The sequence below is a fragment of the Streptomyces sp. NBRC 110028 genome (genome assembly GCF_001417735.1).
Lineage (GTDB): Bacteria > Actinomycetota > Actinomycetes > Streptomycetales > Streptomycetaceae > Streptomyces.
This window is the reverse complement of record NZ_BBUZ01000063.1, coordinates 1-26,617: the sequence shown is the minus strand read 5'-3', so window position 1 is coordinate 26,617 and position 26,617 is coordinate 1. Positions and strand designations below refer to the sequence as shown.

The following is a 26,617-nucleotide window of genomic DNA, read 5'->3' as shown; positions in this document are numbered from 1 at the left end:
CGAACTCCACCTGGCCGGTCAAGCACCACCCCACCCTGGGCCAGGAGCACCGAGCCGCATCACGGCCCCTGGACCCGCCGAGCGCAAGGCCGAGAAGGACGACTCGTCCGCGTCGTCCGCCGGCCACAAGCCGGTCCGGGCACTGGTCTGATCCGCCCCACCACCAGGAAAACCCCCGCGAGGCGGAACCGCTCGCCCCGCGGACACGTACGAGATCTGGAGAACCGATCGTGGCCCCTACTGCGAACTCCCTGCGCCGGGCGCTGAAAAGAGCCAGGGACGGAGTGGCCCTCGACGTCGCCGAGGCGGCCGTGCTGCTCCAAGCGCGCGACGAGAACCTGGTCGACCTCGCCGCCTCCGCCGCCCGGGTGCGCGACGCGGGTCTCGAAGCGGCCGGCCGCCCCGGCGTGATCACGTACTCCAAGAGCGTCTTCATCCCTCTCACCCGCCTCTGCCGCGACACCTGCCACTACTGCACCTTCGTCACCATCCCCGGCAAGCTGCGCCGGGCCGACCACGGCATGTTCCTCTCCCCGGACGAGGTCCTGGACATCGCCCGCAAGGGCGCCACGCTGGGCTGCAAGGAAGCCCTCATCACCCTCGGCGACAAGCCGGAGGACCGCTGGCCCGAGGCCCGTGAATGGCTCGACGCGCACGGCTACGACGACACCCTCGCCTACGTACGGGCGATCTCCGTCCGCGTCCTGGAGGAGACCGGCCTGCTGCCGCACCTCAACCCCGGCGTGCTGACCTGGACCGACTTCCAGCGCCTGAAGCCGGTCGCGCCATCAATGGGCATGATGCTGGAGACGACGGCGACCCGGCTGTGGTCGGAGCCCGGCGGCCCGCACCACGGCTCCCCGGACAAGGAACCGGCGGTACGGCTGCGGGTCCTGGAGGACGCCGGCCGCTCCTCGGTGCCGTTCACCTCGGGCATCCTCATCGGCATCGGCGAGACGTACGAGGAGCGCGCCGAGTCGCTGTTCGCACTGCGCCGGGTCGCCCGCGCCTACCACGGCGTCCAGGAACTGATCATCCAGAACTTCCGCGCCAAGCCGGACACCGCGATGCGCGCCATGCCCGACGCGGAACTGGACGAGCTGGTCGCCACGGTGGCCGTCGCCCGGCACATCATGGGCCCCGCCGCCTGCCTCCAGGCGCCGCCCAACCTGGTGGACGACGAGTACGAGCGGCTGATCGGTGCCGGCATCGACGACTGGGGCGGCGTCTCCCCGCTCACCATCGACCACGTCAACCCCGAACGCCCCTGGCCGAAGGTCGAGGAACTAGCCCGGCGTTCCCTCGCGGCCGGCTTCGAGTTGCGGGAACGTCTCTGCGTCTACCCGGAGTTCGTCCGGCGCGGCGAGCCCTGGCTGGACCCGCGCCTGCTCCCGCACGTCACCGCCCTCGCCGACCCGGAGACCGGACTCGTCCGCGAGGCCGCGGTGGTGGAGGGGCGGCCCTGGCAGGAGCCCGATGAGGCGTTCACCGCCTCCGGCCGCACCGACCTGCACCGCACCATCGACACTGAGGGCCGCACCGGCGACCGCCGCGACGACTTCGACGAGGTGTACGGCGACTGGGGCGCCCTGCGCGAGGCCGCCGCCCCCGGGATGGTCCCCCAGCGCATCGACACCGACGTCCGCCAGGCGCTGGCCACCGCCGCCGAAGACCCGACCCGGCTCACCGACGCCGAGGCGCTGGCCCTGCTGCACGCCGACGGGCCCGCGCTGGACGCGCTGTGCCGGGTCGCCGACGACGTACGCAGCTCAGCGGTCGGCGACGACGTCACGTACATCGTCACCCGCAACATCAACTTCACCAACGTCTGCTACACCGGCTGCCGCTTCTGCGCCTTCGCCCAGCGCCGCACCGACGCCGATGCCTACACCCTCTCCCTGGACCAGGTCGCCGACCGCGCCCAGCAGGCTTGGGAGGTCGGCGCGGTCGAGGTGTGCATGCAGGGCGGCATCCACCCGGACCTACCGGGCACCGCGTACTTCGACATCGCCCGAGCGGTGAAGAGCCGGGTGCCCGGGATGCACGTGCACGCCTTCTCACCGATGGAGGTCGTCAACGGCGCCACCCGCACCGGCCTGTCGATCCGGGAGTGGCTGACCGCCGCTAAGGAGGCCGGCCTGGACTCCGTCCCCGGCACGGCCGCCGAGATCCTCGACGACGAGGTCCGCTGGGTCCTCACCAAGGGCAAACTGCCCGCCGCCACCTGGATCGAGGTCATCACCACCGCCCACGAAGTGGGCATCCGCTCCTCGTCCACGATGATGTACGGCCACGTCGACCAGCCCCGCCATTGGCTCGGCCACCTGCGCACCCTGGCCCGCATCCAGGAACGGACCGGCGGCTTCACCGAGTTCGTCACCCTCCCCTTCGTCCACACCAACGCGCCCGTCTACCTGGCCGGCATCTCCCGCCCCGGCCCCACCGTCCGCGACAACCGCGCGGTGACCGCCATGGCCCGGCTGCTGCTCCACCCTCACATCCCCAACATCCAGACGAGCTGGGTCAAACTGGGCGCAGAGGGCGCGGCCGATATGCTCCGGTCCGGCGCCAACGACCTGGGCGGCACCCTGATGGAGGAGACCATCTCCCGGATGGCGGGGTCCTCCTACGGCTCCTACAAGTCGGTCCGGGACCTGGTCTCGGTGGCGGAGGCGGCGGGGCGCCCGGCCAGGCCGCGGACCACGCTGTACGGGGAGGTCCCGGAGGAGCGCAGGCGGGCCGCCGAGGCATCCGACGGGCACCTCCCGGAGCTACTCCCGGTCCTGGACGCGTGATGATGTCCGGCTCACCAGGCAGCCGCTGGACCGTGCTGTTGCCGGTCAAGCCGTTCGCCCTGGGCAAGAGCCGTCTCGGGTCGTGGGCGGGTGCCGCCAGGCGGGACATCGCCCGGGCTGTCTTCCTGGACACGATGGACGCCATTCTCCACACCCCGGAGGTGTGCAGACTGATCGTCGTGACCGCTGATCCGGAGGCCCACGCCCTCGCCGCCGGGGCCGGTGCCGAAGGGATCCACGAAGCCTCGGTCGGCGGTCTCAACGCCGCCGCTCGCCTGGGTGCCGCAGCCGCAGCCGGCCATGGTGCCGGTGTCCGTACCGACCCGGTGGCCGTAGTCGCGGCAGACCTCCCGGCGTTGAAGCCGCACGAACTGGCGAGTGTTCTGGCCGAGGCCAGCCGTCATCCTCGTGCCGTCCTCGCCGACCATAGGGGCCATGGGTCCACGATCTTGACCGCGCAGGACCCGTCATTCCTTCTGCCCGGCTTCGAAGGCGCCTCACGCGCACGGCATGCGGCAAACGGCGCCTACGAGATCGCGCACTCCGGGGTCCCTGGCGCCCGACTGGACATCGACGTACCCGGAGACCTCGCCCTGGCCGCTGCCTTGGGACTGGGGACGCACACCGCAGCGGTGCGGGCGAATCTCCCCCAGTGAGTCGCGCCGCGGCGAGCGGAGTGCGTTTCCCGTGTCGGAAGCCGGAAGAGGCTGAACGGCGGACAACGCAGCCTGGACGGCATGGAACCGGGCCCACCGCTGGGCGAGTTCACGGTCGAGTTCAGCGGCCTCGGCGAAGACGTCCAAGACGCGGTGGACAGCCTTGCACCGGTCATCCGCTTCAAGGAGCGTCAGCGCGCGGGACTTCAGCAGTATGCCGCCATCGTAGGCTTGAGCACGGCCCAGAAGCTTTCGGCTGCGGCGTTGTCAAAGCAGGAGCCGGTCCGGCCCGTTCTCTGGCGAAGCCCCCACCTGCCTGTCTCAGCGCGGAATTGGGGTGCTTCGATGCTTCCAGCGCCAGTGGCGTTCATCGCTCGCGTGCCGAGCGCGAGCCGGAGGCCAGGCCGGTAGATCCGCTGCCCACCACTGCAGGCGTCGATCGCTTGTTTGGGGCCATTCACGCGGCAGCCGGCCCGGCCTCCTCGCCGGGGTCCGCGTCCTGCTCCGTGGAGGCCGGTGGGGTGCCGGTGTTCTCTGGGTCGCCCCCGGTCGCGGTGCCGCTCTCGGCTGCCAGGGTGTTCGGGGCGTGTGGGTGCCGGAAACGGTGTCACCCTATGCGACCTGGGTGTATTCGTGGATGAGGCCGCCGAGTCGATCGCGTCGAAGGACGCGAGTGTTGTCGGTGGCGGTGGGCGGTTCGGGTTCGGTGAGCCGGTCCGGCGCCCGTTGTCCGAGGGTTCGGTGTGGCCGGTGTTGGTTGTAGTGATCTGTGTACTCACTGACGACGAGGCGTAGGTGGCGCTCTCCCGCGATCAGGATGCGGTCGGTCGCCTCGCGTCGGCATGATCCGATCCAGCGTTCCGCGATGGCGTTCATCCGCGGTACCCGGGGCAGTGCGGGAAGGACGTGCACGCCGATTGCATGGAAGACGGCGTTGAAGTTGTCGGTGAAGTAGGCGCCGCGATCCCGGATGAGGAACTTGATCGACTTGGCATGGTCGCCGAGGTCCATGAGGTAGTTGCGCGCTTGCTGGGTGATCCAGGGGCCGGTCGGGTGTCGGGTGATGCCGGCGATGTGCACCCGCCGGGTGCCGTGGTCGATGAAGAACAGCACGAACCAGCGCCGCAGGAACACCGTATCGATGTGGAACAGATCGGTGGCTACGATCGCGGAGGCCTGGGCTTTGAGGAAAGCGGTCCAGGAGCAGTCCACACGCCGCGGCGACGGGTCGATCCCTGCTTGCTTCAGAATGGACCAGACGGTGGAGGCCGCGACGTCACGTCCAAGGCCGAGGAGCTCACCGTGGATGCGGCGGTATCCCCATCCCGGGTTCTCCCGCGCCAGACGCACGACCAGTTGTCGCAGGGCTTCTGGTTTCGGTGGTCGGCCCGGCCGACGGGAGGGGTAGGTCCATTTCCAGGCAATGAGCCGTGCGTGCCAGCGCAGGACCGACCGCGGAGAGACCAGCAAGGCCACCTGGGTACGCCGCTGTTTGCTGACGATCCGGAGCAGTGCCGCCATGACGGCCCTGTCGCTCCAGGAGAAGCGCGGCCGTGGCTGGGCGCGTCGTGCGATGGCGAGTTGATGCCGGAGCATCAAAATCTCTGTGTCCTTCGAGGCATCCGAGCGGGCGAGCAGGGCAAGCCATCGGAAAGTCTGGCAGGCGAGCAGGTAGATCAGCTGTATCACCACGACCGGCATGCCGCTTCAGAACGGCTCGCGGCCTGCTGAGGTCTGGCAGATCCGAACCAGCAGGTCAGCCCGGGTGACATAATTCCCGGCACCCACACCCACAACCCCAACGACTTCTCCATCCACAAGAAACACCCAGATCAGCCGCCTGATCGAGATATTGACCCCCTTCACCTCACCCACATGATCGAGGAGTACGCGCGGCACAACGGCCACGCCGACCTACTGCGCGAGGCGATTGACGGAGCCGTCGGCGAGTAGTCGCATGAACTGCACACCCGAGGCATCGAGCCCACCTGGATCCTCGGCGGCCTCAACAACGGCGCTGGAACGAGAGCAACGTCATCCGTACCAGGTGATGTTGCAGATATAGATGCAGTGATGGCGTGGTACTGAGAGGAAGCTGATGAAGCCGCGTCCGCCGAGAATGTCGAATTCTCGGAGTCCGCCTTCTCGGTCGAAGGGTCGACCCACCTTTGCCGCGTCGATTCCGAGCGCGGTGAGTTCGGTCGCCAGTCGCTCGACCTCTGCTACGACACCTGGCGCAAGTCCGTCGGCGACGTACTCCTCACTCGGGTTGTACTCCCAGGTCTAGTCGGTCACAGCCCCGCCTCGGCCTCCGCGGCCTTACGGATCTGCTGAATTTCGTGGATGGCCGCCGTCGGGTCCTGTTCGGCCATATCGACGATCTGCTCGAGTTCACGGAGGCGGGCGGCGCGTTCCGGGTGCCGCTCGATGGCGACGAACACGGTCCATGAGTGGACGAAGGCCCGCAGGGGCGCGAGGCTCTGTGTCTGTTGTGCGTTTGTGGTCGCCTCGAACAGGTGTTGAGTGAGCGCAGGGACTTTGCTGGGAGCGATCCGGGCGACAGCCGTGCGCAGTGCGTCAGGGGTGAGGTCGGGCATGAGGATCAGGGGTCCATACGGGCCGTCTGGCTGCGCACTCACGATGACCTCCAGTGCAGGGTTTGCTCGTCGTACCTTACCGCGCTGGGGCGGTAGCCGTGGGAGACCCTTGTTCGCTCCATGCCGTCGCATGGCGTGGTTGTTCCTGTGGAGGAGTGGCTGATTGCCGTGTTCTTCGTGCGCGCGCAAGGGCGGGGTACGGTTCTGGACCGAGCGCTACGGTGCGGTACGAATCGTCGCGGAGAGTTGCCGCGCTGCTGGGGGTCAAGGGGGCGCAGGTTCAAATCCTGTCGTCCCGACCAGCGTTTTCGCAGGTCGGAGGCCGTTTCCGCGGGTAGCGGAGGCGGCCTTAACCGTTTCCGGGTTGGGAGCAACGGGGAGCCCTCGTGCTCCCAACTCGCAGACGTGTCAATGGTGTCCGATTCGTCCGTCACCCGACCCGGTAGACCTACGGCGCCGTACCGCGCCCCTGTGCGCTGTCGTCAACCGTAGGCCCCTGAGGTCACCCCATCGATCCGGATGCTCTCTGCATCAAGAGGCATAAGAACCCCTTGTCGGCCCCCGACCCTGTGCCGTTCAGAAATCTGTCGCGGCAGGTCAGGCCGCATGTCTGTACTCGTTGATCAGGCCGCCGAGAACGCGAGTCTGGAGCAGCCGTCGCGGAGTACTCGAGTCGGTCAATAGTGCGGTCCGGCTGTCGGTAAGGGGCGGACGTTGCCCTCGGGCCTGATGGGGGCGATGGCCGTTGTAGTGCCGGGCGTAGACATCGAGGACGTGGCGAGCGTGGGTCTCGTTCCAGATCAGCACGTGATCGAGGCGTTCACGCCGCAGTGTCCCGATGACTCTCTCGCAGTGCGCGTTCATCCGCGGGGACCGCGGGGCGGTCCTGACGGTTTCGATGCCCTCAGCTTCGAAGACCGCGTCGAAGGATTCTGTGTACTTGCTGTCCCGGTCGCGGATCAAGAAGCGCAACGACTCGAGGCGCACGTCCACCTCAAGAGCGAGGTTGCGGGCCTGCTGGGCCGTCCACTGCGCAGTCGGATGAGCGGTGACGCCGGCGATGTGGAGGCGGCGCGTGCCGTGCTCGAGGAAGACCAGTGTAGTCCCTGAAGGATGCCTTTATTGCCGTATGGCAGCTGACCTGGGGCTTTGCGATCGCGCAGGTGTGGGCATGTCAGTGATCGTGGGTCTGCGGCTGCTGTACCTGATCTTCTGCCGACTGCTGGGCTGCCTCCTCTTGCTGGGCCGATCGACCGCCGCGAACAACGCCGAGATCCTTGCCTTTCGTCATGAGGTCGCTGTGCTTCGTCGGCAGGTCCAGCGTCCGCGGCTCTCATGGGCTGATCGTGCCGTGCTCTCCGCTCTCGCACGGCGCCTGCCACCCGCCTTACGTCGCCATCGGCAGTCCTTCCTCCGGATCGATCTGGAGCACACGTTTCGCCTGTTCAAGCAGACGCTCGGCTGGACGAAGCCTCGGCTCCGCAACTCGGAGGCGGCTGATCGGTGGACGTGGCTGGTGGTCGCGGCTTATGTCCAGCTCCGGCTGGCCCGCCCGCTGACCACCGATCTGAGGCGGGCCTGACGGGTGCGCTTGCCGAATACCTCGTCCGTGCAGGTCACGCGGCATGTCTGTCTTCGTGGAGGATGCCGCCAAGGCGGTCGTGGCGTCGTATGTCGAGGTGGCGAAACTTGTCCGGATCGTCGATTGGTGTGGGCAGTGGGTGTAGCGGTCGGGCGTTCGCGATGCCCTGATGTGGTCGATGGGAGTTGTAGAACTCCTCGAACTTACGTAGGGCGTGGAGGAGGTGGCGCTGGTTCCAGATCAAGGTCCGGTCCAGGAGCTCGTGTCTGCAGGTCTGCACCCACCTTTCCATGATCGAGTTCATTCTCGGCATCTGGATGCCGGTGAGGACGACCTCGATGCCCGTGTCATTGAGGAGAGCGTCGAACAGGGCGGGGAACTTCCCGTCCCTGTCTCTGATCGTGAATCGTGCCCGGCATCCGACATCCTCGAGATCCATGACCAGGTTCTTCGCCGCCTGTGTGACCCAGGAGGTGGTCGGGTGTGCGGTGGCGCCCAGGATCCGGATGCGACGGCTGCTGTGTTCGATCACCGCGAGTACGTACATCCGGGCGCCGGACAGGGTGACCGTCTCAAGGAAGTCGCAGGCCAGGAGGGCGTCGGCTTGGGAACGCAGGAAGTCGGTCCACGTGCTGGAGCTCCGGGCGGGCGCCGGATCGACGCCGGCATCCTTGAGGATCTTCCAGACGGTCGAGGCGGCCACCTTCACTCCCAGCACGAGCAGCTCGCCGTGAAGGCGCCTGTAGCCCCAGCTTGGATTCTCCCTCGCCAGGCGCAGTACCAGAATCCGGATGGAGCGCACGGTACGGGGCCGACCGGGTCGCTTGGGCCGAGATAAGACGGCATGGCGGCGCCTGGCAAGGTCACGATGCCAGCGCAGCACCGTGTCAGGACCGGGTGTCTGGAGCGGCTCGTGGACTGCCGTCGTCAACGTGGGGTGCACGCCGCTGTGCAGCCGTGCAGCCGTGCACGGCAGACCGTAGGCCCAGCGGGCCGGTCGTGTGTATCGGACCTCTCGTCACCGAGGCCGACGCGGAGGCCGTGGGAGAGTGGCTGCGCGCCGGAATGCCGGAGGACGGCACGCTTCCGGACCGGTTGCGTGCGGCGCCCGCCCCACGGCATGTCGCTCACCTCAACTGGGAGACGGAGGAGACGGTGCGCCGGCGGCCGCTGGTGTCCCCCGGCCCCGTTTCCCCGACCGGAGCCGCCGCCGCTCGACCGGCCGTTCTTGGGCAGCCTGGACCTCTCGGGAACCGCTCACCGTCCCGTTCCCGCCTCCCGGCGTGCCGTGGTCTCCATGAGCGAGACGGTGAAGGGGTGCTCCGGCGCGGTCAGTACGCGGGGGGCCGTCCCCTGCTCGACGAGTTCTCCGGCGTCGAGGACGGCGATGTGGTGGGCGAGGGCCGCGATGTCCAGATCGTGAGTGATGAGGACCAGCGAAAGGTCCTCGCGGCCCTGGAGCAACTGAGCGAGAAGCTCCAGCAGGGCGCGGCGGTTGAGCGTGTCGAGGCCGGAGGTGATCTCGTCGCAGATGAGGACGCGGGGCCGGGCGAGCAGGGCGCGGGCGAGGGCGGCGCGCTGGAGTTCGCCGCCGGAGAGCTGACCGGGGTGCCTGTCGGCCAGTTCCTCCGGCAGGTCGAGGCGGGTCAGGGTGGCCAGGGCCTCCTGCCGTGCCGTGTCCTTGTCGGTGCCGCGCAGGCGTATCGCGGTGCGGGCGACCTGGTGCAGGACGGGCCGGTGTTCGTCGAAGGCGGCGCGTGAGTCCTGGAAGACGTATTGCACGGCCGCCAGTTGCGCGCGGTCGCGGGTGCGCAGCGTGCGGGGCAGATCGGTGTCGTCGAGGATGATCTCCCCTTCGTAGTCCCGGTGGAGTCCGGCCAGGCAGCGGGCGAGCGTGGTCTTGCCGCTGCCCGAGCGGCCGACGACGGCCAGGCACGCGCCGGGGTGCAGGCTGAGTTCGGGGACGCGCAGCACCGTGGTCGGGCGGCCATGGGCGCCGCCGTCGTGGTGGCGGGCGGTGAGGCCGTGTATCCGCAGGACGGGCTCACCGGTTCCGGCTGAGGGGGCGGGGGGCGTGAACTCGGGTTGAGCGGTGAGTAGTTCGCGTGTCCACGGGTGGCGGGGTGCGCTCCACAGGCGTTCGGCGGGGCCCGATTCCACGATCCTCCCGGCGCGCATGACCAGGACATCGTCGGCGAGGGCGCGGGCCATGTCCAGGTCGTGGCTGAGCAGCACGACGGCGATGCCTCGTGCGGCGACGGCCGCCAGCTGGTCGACGATACGGCGCTTGGTCAGGGCGTCCTGTCCGGTGGTGGGCTCGTCGGCGACGATGACGCGGGCTCCGAGCAGAAGCGCCTGGGCGAGGACGACGCGCTGCTGCTGGCCGCCGGACAGCTGATGCGGGTAGCGCCGCAGCAGGGCCTCGCCGCCGGGGATCTGGGCTTCCTCCAGGGCCCGCAGGACACGTTCGTGGGCCGCCGCCCGGCGCCGGGCGCGAGGAAGGTGGTGTACCTGGGAGCGGGCGATGTCGGTCAGGAGGGCGGAGACTCGGCGGGCGGGGTTGAGGACGGCCGCCGGGTGCTGGGGGATGTAGCCGACCAAACCCTCGGCGGCCAGGCGGACGTCGCCGCCGACCCGCGCGCCGGGCGGGTACTCGCCGAGCAGGGCGAGGCCGGTGGTGGTCTTGCCGCTGCCGGAAGCGCCCACCAGGGCGGTGACCTTGCCGGGCAGGGCCTTGAGATGCACGCCGTCGACGATCGCCCTGCCGCCGATCTCCACGCGAAGGCCGCGGACCTCGGCGGCGGGCCGGGCGCCGAGGCCGAGGGGGGCGGCGGAGTCTGTGGTGTCGTTGTCATGGTTCACGGACGTGGCTCTCCTGCCCGGTTCCGGTTGGTCCTGGTCTTCTCGCCCCGGCTTCGGGTGTGCCGTCGGCTGCCCGCGAGCGCGGCGTCGAAGAGGAGGTTGGTGCCCATCGTCAGGGCGACGATCAGTACGGCGGGGACGACCACGGCCCACGGCTGGACGAACAGACCGGTGCGGTTGCGGTCGACCATGACCGCCCAGTCGGCGGCGTCCGGAGCGACCCCGACGCCGAGGAACGCCGCTGTGGCGACCAGGTACAGCACGCCGGTCAGCCGGGTGCCGGCGTCGGCGGCCAGGGTGCGCAGCATGGAGCGCCCGACGTAGCCGACGGCCATGCGCCACCACGTCTCGCCCTGCATGCGCAGGGCCTCGACCGCCGGGCGGGCGGCAGCCTCGGCCGCGGCGGCCCGCACGATACGGACCGCGTCGGGCACGTTGACCAGCGCGACCAGCAGGGCGAGGCCGACGGCGCCGGGGGAGAACACCGAGGCGACGAGCAGGATCAGCAGCAGCGACGGCACGGCGAGCAGCACGTCCAGGGGCCGGATCAGCAGCTCCTCCAGCCAGCGGTGGTGGGTGAGCGCGCAGACCAGGCCCACCGGGAGGGCGACCAGATAGGACAGTGCGGTCGCGCCGAGCGCGGTCAGCACGACCGGACGCCCGCCGTGCAGCACTTGCTGCCACACGTCCCGCCCGACGAAGTCGGTGCCGAGCCAGTGGCCGTCGCCGAGGGTGAGGGACGCGGCCCGCGGACCGGGGGCGCCCGCGAACAGCGGGCCGAGGAGGGCGAGTACGAGGGGTACGGCGATGACGGCGAGGCCGATCACGAAACGGCCCGTACGCCCTTTCGCCTCATGGCCGGGCACCGGCATGGGGCGGCCGCCTTCACGCGGAGCGCGCTCCGCGACGGGAGGGAAGCTCACGCGGCCACCCCCGCCCGGGGCGCCAGCCGATGGGTCACCAGATCGGCACCCAGGTTGAGGACGACGGTCAGGACGCCGAAGACGACGGCGAGACCCTGCACCACGGGCACGTCCCGCTCGGCGACGGCGTTCAGCAGCACGGTCCCGAGGCCCGGGATCACATACAGGGCCTCCACGACGACGACCCCGCACAGCAGCCAGTCGATGGTGCGGGCCAACTGCTGGGCGGCGGGAGCGAGCGCGACCGGCAGGGCGTGGGCGTAACGGACCTTGGCTCCGGAGACGCCGTAGCGACGGGCCTGCGCCACGTACGGGGAGGCGAGCGCGTCGACCATGCCGGCGCGCACCAGCCGGGACAGCGAGCATACCGGCCGGGACAGCAGGACGAGCACGGGCAGCACGAGCGCGGCGGGGTGGCCCAGCAGGTCGGTGCCGTAGCCGACGGCGGTCGGCGGCAGCCATTCCAGCCGGAGCGCGAGGACGGTCACCAGCAGACTTCCGAGGGCGAATTCGGGAACCGCGTACACGGCGAGCGTCACGGAGCTGATCAGCCGGTCGACCAGGCGGCCTTCGTACCGGGCAGCCAGCACCCCGAGGCCGAAACCGGCCGGAACGAGCAGCGCCACGGCGAGCGCGGCCAGCAGCAGGGTCGGCCCGAAGCCGTCGGCGATGTACGTACTGACCGGGCGGCCCGAGGTGAGCGAGGTTCCGAGGTCGCCGTGGAGCAGGCCCACGGCCCAGTCGGCCAGCCGCTCGTAGGCGGGCCGGTCCAGGTGCAGGGACTCACGGATGGCGGCGATGCGCGCGGGGTCGGGCTGGTCGCTGGCCAGGACGACCGCGGCGTCGCCCGGCAGCGCCTCGGTGAGCGCGAAGACCAGCAGCACCACGGCCACGGTCTGCGCGACGCCGAGAAGCAGCCGCCGGGCGACGAAGGATCGCAGTGGGCTCATGCGAGCCACACCTTGTCGAAGCGCGCCCAGTCGAGGGTGTTGGCGGGGGCCCTGGACTCGACCCCCTTGACGTTACGCGCGGTTCCGAGGATGGAGTCGGCGAAGCCCCACACCAGGAAGCCGCCCTCGGAGTACAGGCGGCGCTGCATGCGCTCGTAGACGGCGGCGCGGTCGGCCTTGTCCGGGGTGGACTGGGCCCGCTGGTAGAGCGCGTCGAAGTCCTTGTGGTGCCACTTGGTGGCGTTCGTGCTGGAGTCGATGAGCAGCCGCTGGGAGATGTGGGCCTCGATGGGCATGGCGCCGGAGCGGTAGGAGCACAGGGTGCCCCCGTCCAGGATGTCGCTCCAGTACGAGTCCTTGCTGCCCGTCTTCACCTTGATGGTGACGCCCGCCTTCGCGGCTTGGTCGCGGAAGATGCTCGCGGCCTCGGTGAACCCGGTGGCCACCGCCGAGGTGTCGAGGGTGACCTTCAGCTTCTCGGCACCGGCCGCCTTCAGCAGGGCACGGGCCCGGCCGAGGTCCTGTTCGCGCTGCGGGAGGCCGTCGGCGTAGTACTCGTAGCCCTTGCCGAACAGATCGTTGCCGATCACCCCCGCGCCCGACAGGGCGCCGTCGATCAGTTCCTTCCGGTCGGCGATCAGGAAGAACGCCTGGCGCACCCGCTTGTCGTCGAAGGGGGTCCGGTCGGTCTTCATCGCGAAGCCCTGCATGTCGCTGCCCCGGAGCCGGATGACGGTGATCTGCCCCTTGCCCTCGTGGGCGCGGGCGGTGGTGGGGTTGAGTTCGTGGGCGTACTCGACCTGCCCGCCGAGCAGGGCGTTGACCCGGGCGGACTCCTCGTTGGCGATGACGAACTCCAGCTCGTCGAGGTGCGGGGCACCGTCCCAGTAGTCCTCGTTGCGGCGGAAGACGGCCGACCGGCCAGGAGAGAAGGACACGAAACGGAACGGGCCGGAACCGATCGGCTTCTTGTCGAAGTCGGTGGCGCCCTCCGGCACGATGTACGCGCCGAACGAGGCCAGGACGTTGGGGAATTCGGCGGTGGGCCGCTTGAGGACGAACTCGATGCCCCGCTCGCCGGTCGCGCGGCTCGCGTCGAGGTCGATGGGTTCCAGAGACGCCTTGGCGCGGAACGCCTTCTGGGGATCGGCGATGCGGCGGTAGCTGTGCAGCACGTCCTTGGCGGTGACCGGCCTGCCGTCGTGGAACGTGGCCTTGCGGAGGGTGACCTGCCAGCGGTCCAGGGTCTTGTTCGCCTCCCACTTCTCGGCGAGGCGGGGCTGGGCGGACAGGTCGGCGTCGTAGTCGGCGAGCTTGTCGTAGAGGGCCTTCGCGCGGGCGGCGTCGGCGAAGAGGTTGGTCAGGTGCGGGTCGAGGGTCTCGCTCGCGCCACCGCCGGCGAACGCGGCGCGCAGCCGTCCGCCGCGCCGGGGGGGACCGGCGCTGCCGTCCCCTCCCGGGGTGTCGTCGGTGCCGCCGCATCCGGTGAGCGCGAACGCGCCGAGTGACGCGGCACCGGCGGCGGCGAGGAAGCCGCGGCGGCGCAGGCCGGGGAAGTGGTGCTCGTCCAACTGATCGCCCACGGGGGGAAGGTGGCCGGCGGGTTCGTCATGCATGGGGAGTCCTCGGGGTGTGAGAAGTGGCGACAAGACGCGGGGGCGGCCCTCAGGAAGCCGAGGGGGCGGGCTCGGTGACGCGGGCGACCACGTGCAGCCGGTCGGCGTCGGTCGTACGGCCGGGGGAGTGGCCCTCGCGCCAGGGCGGCTCGGTGCGCGGGCCCGGTCCGTCGTGCAGCTCCAGGACCTCGAAGCCGTGCGCGGCCAGGAGATGGCGCAGTTCCTGCGGGAAGAGCAGCCGCCACGCGGAGTGCTGTTCCACGGGCGCGGATCCGTCATCCGCGGTCCATACGCGGGTACGGCGCAGGAGCTGGGCCGTGCGGTCCACCGTGAGCGTGGTGGTGGACCGGTAAGCGGTGCCCTGCCAGGTGAACTCACCGACCGCAGGTGCGTCGAGCAGGTCCGTACGGCCGAGGAAGTAGGCGCCGTTGCGCATCTCCGCGACGAGCAGCCCGCCCGGGACGAGGGCGCGCTGGCAGGACGACAGGAAGCCGTCGAGCTGGGCGTTGGTGTGGCAGTACAGCAGCGCGCTGTCCAGGCACACCACCGCGTCGGACACACCCTGCCCCAGGTCGAACCCGTGCAGGTCGGCGCGGACGTACGCGGGCCCCGGGTGGTGCCTGCGGGCGTGCGTGAGCATCGTCTCGGAGAGATCGGCCCCGGTCACGTCGCGGCCCGCGCCGTGGAGGTGGGCGGCGTCGCGGCCGGTGCCGCAGCCCAGGTCCAGGACGCGTGGTCCGGCGCCGTGCCGGCGCAGGCAGTCCTCCGTCCATCGGGCGGCCAGCCGATCAGGATCGGGAAACCTTGCCTCGTACAGCTCGGGGTTGTCGGTGAGCAGATTGTGCGCGCCCGAGCCCGCCGTGGTGGTCGTCATGTCGTCTCCTTCGTCTCCTTCGTCACACCGTGTCCGGGGTGGCCGGATACCACGGCCGGTGCGGCGCGCTTCGGTGTCGTCGGCAGTGAGCCCAGCCGGTGCAGCCAGGCCACGCCGAGGGCGGAGGCGAGCCCGAACAGCGCACAGCATGCCCAGGGCAGCCAGTCCGCGTCGCCCCGCTCGCCGGCGTCCATGGCCCAGCCGACGACGGCGTTGCCGAGGGCGGCGGCGATGCCCGAGACCACGTAGAAGATGCCGAAGTACGTGCCCGTCAGCTCGGGCCGTCCGAAGCCGGGGACGAGTTCCATCACGAACGGCTGCGCGACCATCACCCCGAGGTAGAGCAGCAGGGCCCCGACCAGCACGGGCAGGGCGCGCAGTACCGCGTCGGCGACGCCGTCCGGTCCGCCGGAGCCGCCCGCCACCAGCGCGGGCGGCAGGAACGCCAGCGCCATCAGGCCGAGCCCTACGGTGATCCAACGCGCCCGGTTGCCGCTCACCTTCAGGGCGCGGGTGATGCGCAGCTGGAGCGTGAGGTTGGCGAGGGTGCCGACGAGGAAGACGAGCCCGGCGGCTCCGTCCCAGCCGGTGGCCCGGCGTGCTCCGTCGGGCAGCAGCAGATAGAGCTGGTTCTCCAGGGTGAACATGCCGACCATGGCGAGCGCGAAGGCCAGGAAGGCGTGGTGGCCGAGCACCTCGCGCCAGTCCGCGAGCACCGTGCCCTTGCTCGGCTCCACCTCGCGCGCGGGCAGCACCAGGGCCTGCGCCACGGTGAGGACCGCGAAGATCGCGGCGGCGGTGAGCGCCGAGGTACGGAAGTCCACCAGGAGCAGCGCGCTGCCGAGCAGCGGGCCGATCAACGCGCCCGTCGTGGCGAACACGTTGAACAGGGCGAACGCCTCGGCCTTGCGCTCTCCCGCCTCCTGCGCGATGTAGGCACGCACGGCGGGGTTGAACAGCGCCCCGGCGAACCCGCTGAGCACGGACGCGGCGATCAGGACGGCGAGGCTGTCGCCGAGCGCGAACAGCGCGAACCCGACCGTGCGCAGGGCGCATCCGGCGATGATGACGCCGCGGGCGCCGAGCCGGTCGGCGGCGGAGCCACCGATGATGAACAGGCCCTGCTGGCTCAGGTTGCGCACGCCGAGGACGATGCCGACGACGGCGGCCGACATGCCCAGGTTCTCGTCGAGGTGGGTGGCGAGGTAGGGGATGAGCAGGTAGAAGCCGGTGTTGACGCCGAGCTGGTTGACCAGCAGCAGCTGGATCGCGACAGGGAAGCGGCGCATCTCATGCCACGTCTTCACGGCTCACCTCCCGCAACTGGACTCCGAGCCCGGGAGCGGTGTTCGCGCGGACGAATCCGTCGGCGCCGCCGATGCCCGACCACGGGTCGTGGGCCAGCAGCAGGTGTCCGTCGAGGTCGGCCCAGCGGGCGCGGTCGGCGAGGTGGACAGCGGGCGCCAGGCCGAGGCTGCTGGCGGTCAGACAGCCCAGCATCAGCGCGGTGCCGCTGCCCTCGATCGCCTCGGCGATGCGCAGGGCGGCGTGCACACCGCCGCACTTGGCGAGCTTGACGTTGACGCCCTGGACACGTCCGGCAAGACGGCGTACGTCCTCCAGGCCCACGGCGTCCTCGTCGGCGATGATCGGCACGGGGGAGCGCTCGGCGAGAGTTCCCAGTGCGTCCGGGTGGCCTGGTGCGAGGGGCTGTTCGACGGCCTCCACACCGAGTTCGGCGAAGCGCGGCAGCAGCGCCATGGCCTGCGCCACGGTCCAGGCGCCGTTGGGGTCGAGGAGCAGCCGGACACCGGGTGCCGCGTCGCGGATGACGCGTACGCGCTCCACATCGTCCTCGGGGTCGGGGGTTCCCGCCTTGACCTTGAGGACCTCGAAGCCGCGCGCGGCGAGGCGGCGGGCCTCGGCCGCGGCACGGCCCGGCGAGGTGATGCCGATGGTGCGTGCGGTGGCGGCGACGGGAGGTTCGGGGGCGCCGAGGAGGCGGTGCATGGGGGTGCCCCCGCGCTTGCCGACCAGGTCCAGGAGCGCCGCGTCGAGGGCGGCGGTCACGGCCGGAGGAGTGCTCGCCCCGGGCAGCTCGCACGTGCGCAGGGCTTCCAGGGCGCTCTCGGGGTGGCGAAAGCGGCCCAGGTCCGTGCCGACGGCCGCGAGGAGTCGTCGCAGGGTCTCGGCATCGAGGCCGTAGTAGACGCTGGTGACGGCCTCGCCGTGGCCGCTGACCCCGTCGTGTTCGACGCTGAGCCATACCGCGTCGCGGGCGGCCATCGTCGAGCGTGAGATGCGCAGCGGCTCGGTGAGGTTCAGACGGATGGTGCGCTGGCTGGCTTTCACAGGTTTTCTTCCGGGTGGTGGGGGACGGCCCCCGGTGGGGCGGGCCACAGCAGGTCGGCAGTCAACGGGTCGGTGACCCTCGTACATCGCGTCCAGCCGGTGGCCTCGGCCGCGCCGGGGTGCGGGATCTCGACGGGCCGGGTGGCCGCCGTGGCCGGGTCGAGGCCGTGGGCGGCAGCGAAGTCGTCGTCGTAGACGGTGTCGAGGTAGCGGTGCGGGCCGTCGGGGAAGATGGTGGCGACGACCGCCCCGGGGTGGACGCGGGCGGCCCAGGCGGAGACCCGCGCGACCGCGCCGGTGCTCCAGCCGCCGCTGACGAAACTCCCCCGGGCGAGCCGGCGACAGCTGTCCACGGCTTCCGCCGGGCCGACCCAGTGGACCTCGTCGAAGGCGTCGTGGGCGACGTTGCGCGGGTGGATGCTGCTGCCCAGCCCGCGCATCAGACGGGGCCGCGCGGGCTGACCGAAGATCGTGGAGCCGGTGGCGTCGACGCCGACCAGCCGGAGCGCGGGCCAGTGCCGCCGCAGCGGGCCGATGATCCCCGCGCTGTGGCCACCGGTGCCGACGCTGCACACCAGGACGTCCAGGTGGTCGAGCTGGGCGGCGAGTTCGGCGGCCAGCGACGCGTAGCCGGCGGTGTTGTCGGGGTTGTTGTACTGGTCGGGCCAGTACGCGCCGGGCAGTTCGGCGAGCAGCTCCCGCAGCCGGGCGAGGCGGGCGGCCTGCCAGCCGCCCCTCTCCGCCGGACGGTCCACCAGCTCCAGCCGCACTCCGTGGGCGCGCAGCAACTGGCGCATGGACGGTTCCAGTTCGCTGTCGCCGACCAGCACCACGGGGTGGCCGAGGGCCTGTCCGGCGAAGGCGAGCCCGATGCCGAGGGTGCCGGAGGTGGACTCCACCACCGGTGCGCCGGGGCGCAGTTCGCCCCGTTCGCTGGCGCCCAGCAGCATGGACACGGCGGCCCGCGCCTTCATACCGCCCGCCGCGAGCCCTTCGAGCTTGGCCCAGAAGCCGGGGTGTGGCCCCGGCAGGTCGGAGGCGATGCGGACCATGGGCGTACGGCCGAGCAGGGCGAGCAGTTCCCGGCGGGCTGTGGGACGGACGGCTGTCGCGGTCACCGGGCACCTCCGGGGCGGTCGGCCCGGTAGTGGTGGACGGTGCCGGGACCGCCGTCCAGCCAGAAGAACGGGTACGGTTCGGCGCACACCGCGCTCACCCCGTGCCCCAGGAGCCGGGGCAGTACGGCGCTGCCGGTCTGCGCGAACAGCACCAGCCGCTTGCCGTTCCGCAGCGCGTGTTCGCGCAGCGGCTCGAAGGTTCCGTTGCCGAGTGTCATCCCGGAGACGAGCAGCGCGTCGCAGCGGGCGGCCTCGGCGAGCGCGTCGGTGACGACCGGCTCGTCCCACTCCGTAACCCCACCCTTGAGGTCGCACGGCACATAGCCGATTCCGTGCGAACGCAGCGCCTCCAGGAGGGAGTTGACGACGCCGATCACGAGCACCGTCGCCCCCGGCGGCTGGTCGAGCAGTTCGACGACGGCCCGCGCCCGCGCCCGGGACTTCTCCAGCGACGTCCCGGCGGGGAGCGCGACCGGACGGGCCCCGTGCTCCGGGGTGTGCGGAGCGATGTGCATGAGGTAGGCGTCGAGCGCGGCCACCCGCACCGGAAGCAGCGGATGGTCCAGAAGCCCGGCCACATCGGCGCCGACGCACTCCTCCACGGCGCTGTCGGGCAGGGCGCCGGGCTCGACCGCGCACGAGCCGACGGCCTCGGCGAGCCGCAGGCTGAGCACCTCGTTGCGGTAGCCGGTGCCGCGCCCGTCGTGCCGTACGGCCTGCCGCGTGGTGAAGGCCACGGCGATCCGCCGGGTACGCGGGTCGGGTCCGAGTTCGCCGGAGCGGACCCGCCTCACGAGATCGTCGTACGTCGCCCCGCGGACCACGGAAGAGGCCCAGGCGGTGTTGCCGACGGATATGTCGGAGGTGCCGGCGGTCATCGGATCACCAGTCCGGACCGCACCTCGGCGAGCAGCGCCTCGACCCGCTTCCGGGCTCCGACCCCGTCCGGGTCCCCGGCCATCACGTGTCCGAGGTACTCGTTGTTGCTGCCCGCCGCCTTCACCTGCCTGCCCGGCTCCGCGAGCTGGACCTCCAGCACGCCGGGAGCGTCCCGCAACGGGTCGCCGTCCAGCGAGGCGAGCGTGCCCGTGCGCTCCGGCACGAGGAAGCCGATGGCGGCACTGCGCAGTCCGGTGTCCGTGCGCCGCAGATCGGGGGCGCGGCCGAGGCTGACGTCCACGCAGGCGGCGGCGAGGTCGATGCCGGTGACGTGGCGGACGAGTTCGGTGATGCGGTTCCCGGCGGGGCGCGGGTTGACCTCGACCACGCGCGGCCCGGCGGAGGTCAGCTTGACCTCGGTGTGCGCCACCACGCCGTCCACCAGCCCGAGCGCCTTGAGCGCGCTCAACGCGGTCTGCTCGGCGGCCTCCGTGTCGGCGGCCGTCAGCGCGGCGGGAAACATGTGTCCGGTCTCGATGAACGCGGGCGCCCCGCCGATGCTCTTGTCGGTCACGCCCACCACATGGACCGCACCCCCGTGCGACACCGTCTCGACGCTCACCTCGGGGCCGTCCAGCAGTTCTTCGAGCAGGACCGTGGGCGTGCGTCGCTGCCCGCGCGCGTTGACCGGGAAGTCGTCCAACGCCGCGAAGGCGGCGGCGAGTTGGGCCTCGTCGTCCACACGCCGTACGTACATGCCCGCGCACAGGTCGACGGGCTTGGCGACCAGCGGGTAGCCGATCTCCCGCGCGGCCCGCGCGATGTCCGCCCACTCCTCGTGCACGGCGAAGCGGGGCCCGGGCACCCCGGCGTCGGACAGGGCGCGACGGGTGGCGTCCTTGCGGCAGGCGTTCTCGACCGCCTCCGGCCTCGACCCCGGCAGGCCGAGGTGCCCGGTGATCCGCGCGACCGTCGGCAGGTAGTAGTCGCAGGAGGTGATCGCCCCGTCGAAGCCGAACACCGCGTGCAGCCGTTCGACCTCCGGCAGCAGCGCCTCGGTGTCATTGGTGTCCGCGGTGATCACGTTGCGCGCCCCGAGCAGCGGGTGCGCCGCGCCCTCGGGAGCGGAACGCAGGTAGTGGTGCAGATCGCGGGTGAGGAAGGTGAACTCGTGCCCACCCTCGCGTATCGCCCGTGGCAGCAGTCGGCTCATCGACCCGACCCAGCTCTCGACCACCAACAGATGAGCCACAGCTCCCCTTTTCCAGTCGTGTGGGATACCGTCGCGGGCACGCTATCGATAATCGTTTTCATTGTCACCTGATGGAACGAAGTCCCGAGGAAGAAAACGTTGTGACCTCACCCATGCACCGCACGGCACTGCTGTGCGCCCTGACGGCCATCGCCACGACGGTCGGCCCCGCCGCGCCCGCCCAGTCCGCCGCCCCTGTCTCCTCCGCGGGTTCGGCACCCGTGCTCCGCTTCGGCGCCTGCCCCGCATCCGTACCCGAGCCGCCCGCCCCGGAGCGCGTCGAGTGCGGGCGGCTGAGCGTGCCGCTGGACTGGAACCACCCCCGTGGACCGCGCATCGACATAGCCGTCTCGCGCGTCCGTGCCTCCGGCACCCCCGCCGAGCGGCGCGGCGCCCTGCTGGTCAACCCCGGCGGGCCGGGCGGCTCCGGGCTGCCCTACGCGGTCACCAAGCGGGCCAAGCTCCCCGGGAGCGTGCGCCGTTCGTACGACGTCATCGGCTTCGATCCGCGCGGCGTCGGCCGGAGCGCACCCGTCGACTGCGGCCCGATGGGCGGCCTCTTCCGCAGCCCCGGAGCGGATCCCGTACCCGTTGGCCCGGCGGCGGAGGAGAAGTATCTGGCATCGCTGCGAGGTGTGGCCGACGACTGCGCGGCGGGCGCGGAAGACACCCTGCCGTACCTGTCCACCGACCAGACCGCACGCGACATGGACGCGATACGCGCAGCGCTCGGCGAACGGAAGACCAACTTCCTCGGTGTCTCCTACGGCACCTACCTCGGTGCCGCCTACGCCGCCGCCTTCCCGCAGCGCACGGGCCGGATGGTCCTGGACAGCGTCGTAGGGCCCTGGGACTGGTACGACTTCGACGTCATCCAGAGCCGGGCACTGCTGCGGCAGCGCGACACCTTCTTCGCCTGGACGGCCGCCCATCCGGACCACTTCCGCCTGGGCGGCAGCGTGGAGGCCGTACGCCGGGCCTACCTGCGCGTACGCGGTGGACTCACCGCCGCCCCCGTGAACGCTTTCGGTCCCGCGGAGTTCGACCGAGCCGTGTACCGCGCCCTCGGCCGCACCGAACGCTGGGCGGGCCTCGCCGACGGTCTGCGCCGCTACCTGCGCGACGGCAGCCCCGCCGGACTCCGTCCCGACGAGGACTTCGCCGGCCCGGACTCACGCAACTACGAAGCGGCCAATCGCATCGTCAAATGCGCCGACGGCCCCGGCCCCACACCCCGGCGGATCGTGACGGACATCCGCCGCACCCGACGCCTCGACCCCCAGCCGGTCCTCACCGGCATGGAGGCGTCCACCTGCGCCTACTGGCACCACCACCCCGCCCGCCGCACCCCGCTCGGCAGCCCCGACGCGCCGCCCGCTCTGCTGGTGGCCTCCGCCCACGACCCCGTCACGCCCATCGAGGGGGCGCGCCGCATGCGCCATCACCTGCCGGGTTCACGCCTGATCACCCTCGACAACGACTACTCCCACGGCGTGTTCGCCAGCCGTGGCAACGCCTGCGTGGACGACGCCGTGGCCACGTACCTCGTCGACGGGGCGGAGCCGAGGGCGGATGTGCGCTGTGCGGGGCCCGGTCTGCCCTCGGCGCCGTGAGACACGCCCAGCTCTTTTGAAAAGCGTTTTCATTTGGCTGGTGTGGCGGGATCCGGGCGGCGCGGCACCGGATCCCGCCGCCCGCGCTGCCGCACGCTCGGCCCAGGCCGGACAGGGAGGAACCCTCAGACCGACGAGTCGTCGCGGAGCGCGATGCCTCAGATGTCACCACGGCATCCTTTCGGCATTTCGCCGACCGATAGTACTTCCTCTCGGCCGACAGGCACCGTAGCTGAGCCGGAAAGCGACCCCACGCTGTCTTCTCGGCGCGCGAAATCGTCTGGCCGGCCACACCCGGACCCGCTGTCAGCCGGGCGGGCTCACCATGCCGCCGGAGCATCGCCTCCAGCGCCGAGCAGCGACTGCTCGGTCCAGATGCACTTGCCGGTCGCCGTGTAGCGGGTGCCCCACCGGTGGGAGAGCGCGGCGATGAGTTGCAGGCCCCGGCCGCTCTCGTCTGTTTCCAGGGCGCGGCGGATCCGGGGTGTGGTCAGGCTGCCGTCGGAGACTTCGCAGACCAGACAGTCGGTGCGGAGCAGCCGCAGCCGCACTGGGCCCTTCGCGTGGCGTACGACATTCCCCACCAGCTCGCTGGCCAGCAGTTCCGTGGTCGTCGCCAAGTCCTCCAGGCTCCAGGTGGAGAGCTGCTCCCGGACGTACGCCCGGGCCAGACCCGCCGCCTTCGGGTCTTCGGGGAGCGGCCAGGAGACGACCTCGTCGGCGGCCAGGGCGTGCAGGCGACCGACCAGGAGCGCCGCGTCGTCATCAGTCGGGTGTTCGGCGGGGAGCAGACCGGCGGTGAGGATGTCGCAGAGCCGCTCCAGGTCCGTGTCCTGGGCGGTGTCACTGGCCGTCCGCAGCAGCTGCGCGAGCTGGGCCAGGCCGTCGTCGATGTCACGGGCGGCCGACTCCACCAGCCCGTCGCTGAACAGGACCAAGAGGCTGCCGTCGGGTATCGTCAGCTCGACCGTCTCGAACGGGGGGTCGGCCACACCCAGTGGCGGGTTGGAGGGCAGCCCGGGGAAGAGCACCGTGCCGTCGGGGTGCATCACCGCCGGTGGCGGATGTCCCGCGCACGCGAAGGAGCAGACCCGGGTAGCCGGGTCGTAGAGGGCGTACAAGCAGGTGGCGTACGAGTCCTCCCCCAAGGAACCGACGACCTCGTTGAGGTGCCCGAGGATCTCCTCAGGGGGCAGTTCCAGGTCGGCGAGTGTCTGGACCGCGGTGCGCAGCCGTCCCATGGTGGCCGCCTCGGACAGGCCGTGTCCCATCACATCGCCGATGACGAGCGCGACCTGACCGGCCGAAAGCGGAACCATGTCATACCAGTCACCGCCCACATCGATGCTCTGCCCGGCCGGCAGGTACCGAGCCGCAGCGGTGCACGCGGGCAGCGAGGGCAGCTCCCGTGGGAGCAGTCCGCGCTGCAGTTCCTGGGCACGGTTGTGCTCGGCATCGTAGAGCCGGGCCCGTTCCAGGGCCTGCGAGACCAGGCCGCTGATCGCGTTGAGGAGAATGCGCTCCTCAGCGGTCAGCCGACGCGTGTGGTCGAAGCTGATCACGCAGACACCGTAGGGGCGCCCGGACGTGGTCAGGGGCAGGAAGGCCCAGGACCGCTTGCCGACTTCGTGGGGCCTGCTGGCCAGCTCCGAGTAGCGTGCCGCGTATTCCTCGGGGGATGAGATGAACAGCGGCGTGCCGGAGAGCAGTGTCTCCATGACCGGCGTCTGTTCCGAGAGGGGCAGTCTTTCCAACTGGTCGAGGATTGGCCGGCGGTATCCGACGGCTCCAACGGTGTGCGCCCGGTTGCCCGCGACGGCCTGCACGAGCAGTCCGGTGGCGCCGAACGGCCTCAGCACCCGCCGGGCGACCGCGTCCACCACATCCCGGGACGTGACTGCCTTGGCCAACGCCGCGGTCAGCTCTGTGATCCGGGCGGCCCGCTCGGCGGCGGCTCGCTCGGCAGCCTGTTCTTCGGCCTCGCGCTTCCGGCTCTCGGTCACGTCGGTGAAATAGCAGGTGGTGCCCTCGGGGAGCGGGACGACCCGCAGGTGGAAACAGCGATCGGTGCCGCTTGTCCAGACGTCGAAGCCCGTGGGCACGGACGCCTCCGCGGCCTTCTGATAACGGTCCTTGAGGCCGGGCATCTGCTGTATGGCAGGCAGCTCCCACAGGACCCGGCCGATCAGCTCCTCCTCGGAGGAGCCCAGGATGCGCTCCGCCTCCAGGTTGACGAAGGCGATCCGCCAGTCATCGCTCACCGAGAGAAAGCCGTCACTCATGTGGCGCAGGGTGCGGCTCAGCGCGTCCCGGGTGGAGCCGACCGCGCTGCTGTCCCACCACATGCCGACCACCCGGGCCGGCTCGCCCTCGTCATCGAGCACGACTGCGGCGCGGGCATGCGTCCAGCCATACGTGCCGTCCGGGCGAAGAATCCGGTACTCGGCGTCGTACACACCCCGCTCACGGATCGCCCTGCGGGCCTCGGCCAGCGTCCCCGGCAGGTCATCGGGGTGGACGATCTGCACCCAGCTCTCGATATGGGGCACGAACTCTTCCGGGTCCAAGCCGGAAATGGCCATGGCCGCCTCGTCGAAGAACATCTCGCCGGTGCGGAGGTTCCATTCCCACGAGCCGACCTTGGCCTCCTCCAATGCCTGCCAGAGGTGGCTGCTGCGCTGTCCATGCTGGGACGGCTGGGCGAGCGGCGGCGCCTGGCTCATCCGCTTCCCGGTCCACACCGCCACAGCCTTCAGGAAGTCCCACTGCTCCCCAGTCGGCTCCGACTTCGCACCCATCAGGACGGTGAGCGCGCCGATTACGCGGTCGCCGGCGAAAATCGGCACAGCCGCCAAGCCGGCACCTGGACAGAAGTCTGCGAGGGACTCAGCGGGCACGCACACCGCACTGCCCGTCCGGACCGCGCGGGCCGGGGCCGTGGTGTCATGTACGTCGAGCAACTCCCAGGGCCGGATGAGAGCCTGCGGCAGCCCCGCCACCGACACCAGGATCAGGGCGGAATCCGGGATAAAATGATGCGTCATTCCGCCGAGACCGCTCAGCTCCGCCACAGCTTGTTGCAGACCCAGACGCAGTGCGTCACTCTCAGTGACGTCATCGCCCACGGTGGTGAGCAGACGCAGCCGTCCGTCCATAGCACCACCCTACGGGGTTACAGTCCCCTAAATGCTACCGAATAGGCAGTTTCCGGAATGTACCGGTGCGGTGTCGGCCGGGCTTCGGACGTCAGCCTCCAAGGCCCACCGGAGCCGCCGGGCGCTCCGGGCGGTGGCCGGCCGCGGCCGGCCCGGTCAGTGTCGTCAGCAGGGCTCGGGCCCCCGCGTCGTTCTGCCGGAAGGCGGGTGCGTTGGTACGGGGCCGGGCGAAGGCGGCGAGGGCACGGCTGTTGGTGGGGGCGCCGAGCGTGATACGTCGGGGATGGGGACAGCCGACGCCGGGGTCGACGACGTGGCCGCCGTCCGGCGTGACGGTGAGGCGGCCGGAGCGGTGGGTGTGCGCGGTGTCGGCGATGACCTCCTCGAAGAGCGCGCCGCCGTGGCGCAGGTGGCGGAGCAGCGGGTCCGTGGTGCGGTCGAGGTCCGGGCCCGGCAGGTACGCCTCGATCAGGGCGGTGGCATGGACCGGGTGGCCGGGCACGGTGGGGCTCGTCGCGGTGAAGGTGCCGGTTGCCTCGTCCGTGCCGACCCGCAGGTCCGCGCCGAGGAAGCGGACGAGCCCGGCCCGATCAGCGTCCCGGGAGACAGGACCGTACCGGCCGGGAGCGCCACCCCATCCCCGATGACCGCACCGAACTTGGTCTGCCCCGAACCGATCCGCTGACCGTCGAGCGTGACCGTGATCTCGTCCATCGCCGGTTCAATGACCGGCCCGGTGCAGCGCAGCCCCGTCGTGGAGCAGAACGCGCCGACGTTGACGCCCCGCCCGACGACGGAGTCTGCGGGTGCCGATACATCATCTGCGCAGCTCAGGCGGCGTGCTGGTACTGGTGGAGCGTTCCGCCGAGCCGGTCTCGTCTGTGGACTTCCAGGTGGGTGAGCTGGGCTTGTTGGGTGAGGGGTGTGGGTAGCGGGCGGCATGGGGCGGCTTGTTCCAGGGCTCTGTGCGGGCGGTGCTCGTTGTAGAAGAATTCGTACTCGCGCAGGGCGTGGAGGAGGTGGCTCTGGTTCCAGATCAGGGTCCGGTCAAGGAGTTCCCTGCGGCAGGTCTGTATCCAGCGCTCCATGACCGAGTTCATCCGTGGTATCCGCATGCCGGTGGTGACGACCTTGAGACCGGCATCGGTCATCAGGGCATCGAAGGCGGCTGTGAACTTGGAATCGCGGTCGCGGATCAGGAACTTCGCCTTGCTGTCCGCGTCCTCGAGGTCCATGAGGAGATTGCGTCCGAGCTGCACGATCCACTCCGCAGTGGGGTGTGCCGTGGCGCCGAGGACCCGGATGCGGCGGGTGGCGTGCTCGATGACAGCAAAGACGTACAGGCGCGCCCCCGTCAGCGTGCGGACTTCGAAAAGATCGCAGGCGAGAAGAG

The 26,617-nt window shown here is 70.7% G+C and carries 19 protein-coding genes and 4 pseudogenes; 5 read left to right on the top strand and 18 right to left on the bottom strand.

Annotated elements, in window-relative coordinates:
* Positions 1-230: 230 nt before the first annotated feature.
* Positions 231-2,795, top strand: coding sequence for a bifunctional FO biosynthesis protein CofGH (locus tag ASC60_RS37275; RefSeq protein WP_234357303.1), 2,565 nt, complete (start codon positions 231-233; stop codon positions 2,793-2,795).
* Between the two features lie 32 nt (positions 2,796-2,827).
* Positions 2,828-3,451 carry a 2-phospho-L-lactate guanylyltransferase gene (gene cofC, locus ASC60_RS37270; RefSeq protein ID WP_234357302.1) on the top strand — a complete coding sequence of 208 codons (624 nt, stop codon included), beginning with the start codon at positions 2,828-2,830 and terminating at the stop codon, positions 3,449-3,451.
* A 612-nt stretch (positions 3,452-4,063) separates the two neighbouring features.
* Here cofC and ASC60_RS37260 read toward each other — a convergent pair.
* Positions 4,064-5,152, bottom strand: a complete 1,089-nt coding sequence (locus ASC60_RS37260) for an integrase core domain-containing protein (RefSeq protein ID WP_063787287.1) — start codon at positions 5,150-5,152, stop codon at positions 4,064-4,066.
* A 6-nt stretch (positions 5,153-5,158) separates the two neighbouring features.
* A complete protein-coding gene (locus ASC60_RS42460) occupies positions 5,159-5,359 on the bottom strand; it encodes a hypothetical protein (RefSeq protein ID WP_199831165.1) in 201 nt (66 codons plus the stop codon).
* Between ASC60_RS42460 and ASC60_RS40360 the strand changes: the two are divergent.
* Positions 5,321-5,404 (top strand): annotated as a pseudogene (locus ASC60_RS40360) (DUF664 domain-containing protein); the annotation flags it as partial. The gene ASC60_RS42460 and the pseudogene ASC60_RS40360 sit on opposite strands and share 39 nt — an antisense overlap.
* 338 nt (positions 5,405-5,742) lie before the next feature.
* On the opposite strand, the gene ASC60_RS37255 reads toward ASC60_RS40360, so the two are convergent.
* Both ASC60_RS37255 and ASC60_RS44310 read right to left on the bottom strand, forming a co-directional pair.
* Complete coding sequence (locus ASC60_RS37255; RefSeq protein ID WP_234357301.1) at positions 5,743-6,048, bottom strand: hypothetical protein; 306 nt, start codon at positions 6,046-6,048, stop codon at positions 5,743-5,745.
* A gap of 597 nt (positions 6,049-6,645) precedes the next feature.
* Positions 6,646-7,146 (bottom strand): annotated as a pseudogene (locus ASC60_RS44310) (integrase core domain-containing protein); the annotation flags it as partial.
* 304 nt (positions 7,147-7,450) lie between these two features.
* On the opposite strand from ASC60_RS44310, the pseudogene ASC60_RS41375 reads away from it, so the two are divergent.
* Positions 7,451-7,624 (top strand): annotated as a pseudogene (locus ASC60_RS41375) (transposase); the annotation flags it as partial.
* Between the two features lie 40 nt (positions 7,625-7,664).
* Here the strand turns inward: ASC60_RS41375 and ASC60_RS37240 are convergent.
* The 11 genes and pseudogenes from ASC60_RS37240 to ASC60_RS37190 form a co-directional block, all read right to left on the bottom strand.
* Positions 7,665-8,522: pseudogene (locus ASC60_RS37240) on the bottom strand (integrase core domain-containing protein); the annotation flags it as partial.
* Between the two features lie 365 nt (positions 8,523-8,887).
* Positions 8,888-10,492 carry an ABC transporter ATP-binding protein gene (locus ASC60_RS37235; RefSeq protein WP_055558159.1) on the bottom strand — a complete coding sequence of 535 codons (1,605 nt, stop codon included), beginning with the start codon at positions 10,490-10,492 and terminating at the stop codon, positions 8,888-8,890.
* A complete protein-coding gene (locus ASC60_RS43580; protein WP_055558158.1) occupies positions 10,489-11,364 on the bottom strand; it encodes an ABC transporter permease in 876 nt (291 codons plus the stop codon). The genes ASC60_RS37235 and ASC60_RS43580 overlap by 4 nt, the downstream gene beginning before the upstream one ends.
* A 47-nt stretch (positions 11,365-11,411) precedes the next feature.
* Entirely contained in the window at positions 11,412-12,365 is a 954-nt protein-coding gene (locus ASC60_RS37225) for an ABC transporter permease (RefSeq protein WP_055558157.1), read from the bottom strand.
* A complete protein-coding gene (locus ASC60_RS37220) occupies positions 12,362-13,981 on the bottom strand; it encodes an ABC transporter substrate-binding protein (RefSeq protein ID WP_055558156.1) in 1,620 nt (539 codons plus the stop codon). Before ASC60_RS37220 ends, ASC60_RS37225 begins: the two co-directional genes overlap by 4 nt.
* A 49-nt stretch (positions 13,982-14,030) precedes the next feature.
* Positions 14,031-14,855, bottom strand: coding sequence for a class I SAM-dependent methyltransferase (locus tag ASC60_RS37215; protein ID WP_055558155.1), 825 nt, complete (start codon positions 14,853-14,855; stop codon positions 14,031-14,033).
* On the bottom strand, positions 14,852-16,162 hold the full coding sequence (locus ASC60_RS37210) for an MFS transporter (RefSeq protein ID WP_055558154.1): 1,311 nt from the start codon (positions 16,160-16,162) through the stop codon (positions 14,852-14,854). The genes ASC60_RS37215 and ASC60_RS37210 overlap by 4 nt, the downstream gene beginning before the upstream one ends.
* Positions 16,146-17,207, bottom strand: coding sequence for a dipeptide epimerase (locus tag ASC60_RS37205; RefSeq protein WP_055558153.1), 1,062 nt, complete (start codon positions 17,205-17,207; stop codon positions 16,146-16,148). The genes ASC60_RS37210 and ASC60_RS37205 overlap by 17 nt, the downstream gene beginning before the upstream one ends.
* Positions 17,204-18,325: a PLP-dependent cysteine synthase family protein gene (locus ASC60_RS37200; protein WP_055558152.1), complete on the bottom strand. Its 1,122-nt coding sequence runs from the start codon at positions 18,323-18,325 to the stop codon at positions 17,204-17,206. Before ASC60_RS37200 ends, ASC60_RS37205 begins: the two co-directional genes overlap by 4 nt.
* Complete coding sequence (locus ASC60_RS37195; RefSeq protein ID WP_234357300.1) at positions 18,322-19,203, bottom strand: Rossmann-like domain-containing protein; 882 nt, start codon at positions 19,201-19,203, stop codon at positions 18,322-18,324. The genes ASC60_RS37200 and ASC60_RS37195 overlap by 4 nt, the downstream gene beginning before the upstream one ends.
* Positions 19,200-20,456, bottom strand: coding sequence for an ATP-grasp domain-containing protein (locus ASC60_RS37190; protein WP_199831164.1), 1,257 nt, complete (start codon positions 20,454-20,456; stop codon positions 19,200-19,202). Before ASC60_RS37190 ends, ASC60_RS37195 begins: the two co-directional genes overlap by 4 nt.
* 101 nt (positions 20,457-20,557) lie before the next feature.
* On the opposite strand from ASC60_RS37190, the gene ASC60_RS37185 reads away from it, so the two are divergent.
* On the top strand, positions 20,558-22,069 hold the full coding sequence (locus ASC60_RS37185) for an alpha/beta hydrolase (RefSeq protein WP_234357299.1): 1,512 nt from the start codon (positions 20,558-20,560) through the stop codon (positions 22,067-22,069).
* Positions 22,070-22,389: 320 nt separating this feature from the next.
* On the opposite strand, the gene ASC60_RS37180 is transcribed toward ASC60_RS37185, so the two are convergent.
* From ASC60_RS37180 to ASC60_RS37165, 3 genes are all read right to left on the bottom strand, one after another.
* Positions 22,390-25,224: a SpoIIE family protein phosphatase gene (locus ASC60_RS37180; RefSeq protein ID WP_107097264.1), complete on the bottom strand. Its 2,835-nt coding sequence runs from the start codon at positions 25,222-25,224 to the stop codon at positions 22,390-22,392.
* Positions 25,225-25,315: 91 nt separating this feature from the next.
* Complete coding sequence (locus ASC60_RS37170; RefSeq protein ID WP_055558148.1) at positions 25,316-25,726, bottom strand: hypothetical protein; 411 nt, start codon at positions 25,724-25,726, stop codon at positions 25,316-25,318.
* Between the two features lie 328 nt (positions 25,727-26,054).
* The coding region (locus ASC60_RS37165; protein WP_159043398.1) for an integrase core domain-containing protein at positions 26,055-26,617 on the bottom strand (563 nt) is incomplete at its 5' end.

What these genes read in the sequence shown, in the direction of transcription:
- ASC60_RS37260 (WP_063787287.1), bottom strand. Translation starts at nt 5,152, where the DNA reads ATGCCGGTCGTGGTGATACAGCTGATCTACCTGCTCGCCTGCCAGACT.
- ASC60_RS37255 (WP_234357301.1), bottom strand. Translation starts at nt 6,048, where the DNA reads ATGCCCGACCTCACCCCTGACGCACTGCGCACGGCTGTCGCCCGGATC.
- ASC60_RS43580 (WP_055558158.1), bottom strand. Translation starts at nt 11,364, where the DNA reads ATGCCGGTGCCCGGCCATGAGGCGAAAGGGCGTACGGGCCGTTTCGTG.
- ASC60_RS37225 (WP_055558157.1), bottom strand. Translation starts at nt 12,365, where the DNA reads ATGAGCCCACTGCGATCCTTCGTCGCCCGGCGGCTGCTTCTCGGCGTC.
- ASC60_RS37220 (WP_055558156.1), bottom strand. Translation starts at nt 13,981, where the DNA reads ATGCATGACGAACCCGCCGGCCACCTTCCCCCCGTGGGCGATCAGTTG.
- ASC60_RS37215 (WP_055558155.1), bottom strand. Translation starts at nt 14,855, where the DNA reads ATGACGACCACCACGGCGGGCTCGGGCGCGCACAATCTGCTCACCGAC.
- ASC60_RS37195 (WP_234357300.1), bottom strand. Translation starts at nt 19,203, where the DNA reads ATGACCGCCGGCACCTCCGACATATCCGTCGGCAACACCGCCTGGGCC.
- ASC60_RS37180 (WP_107097264.1), bottom strand. Translation starts at nt 25,224, where the DNA reads ATGGACGGACGGCTGCGTCTGCTCACCACCGTGGGCGATGACGTCACT.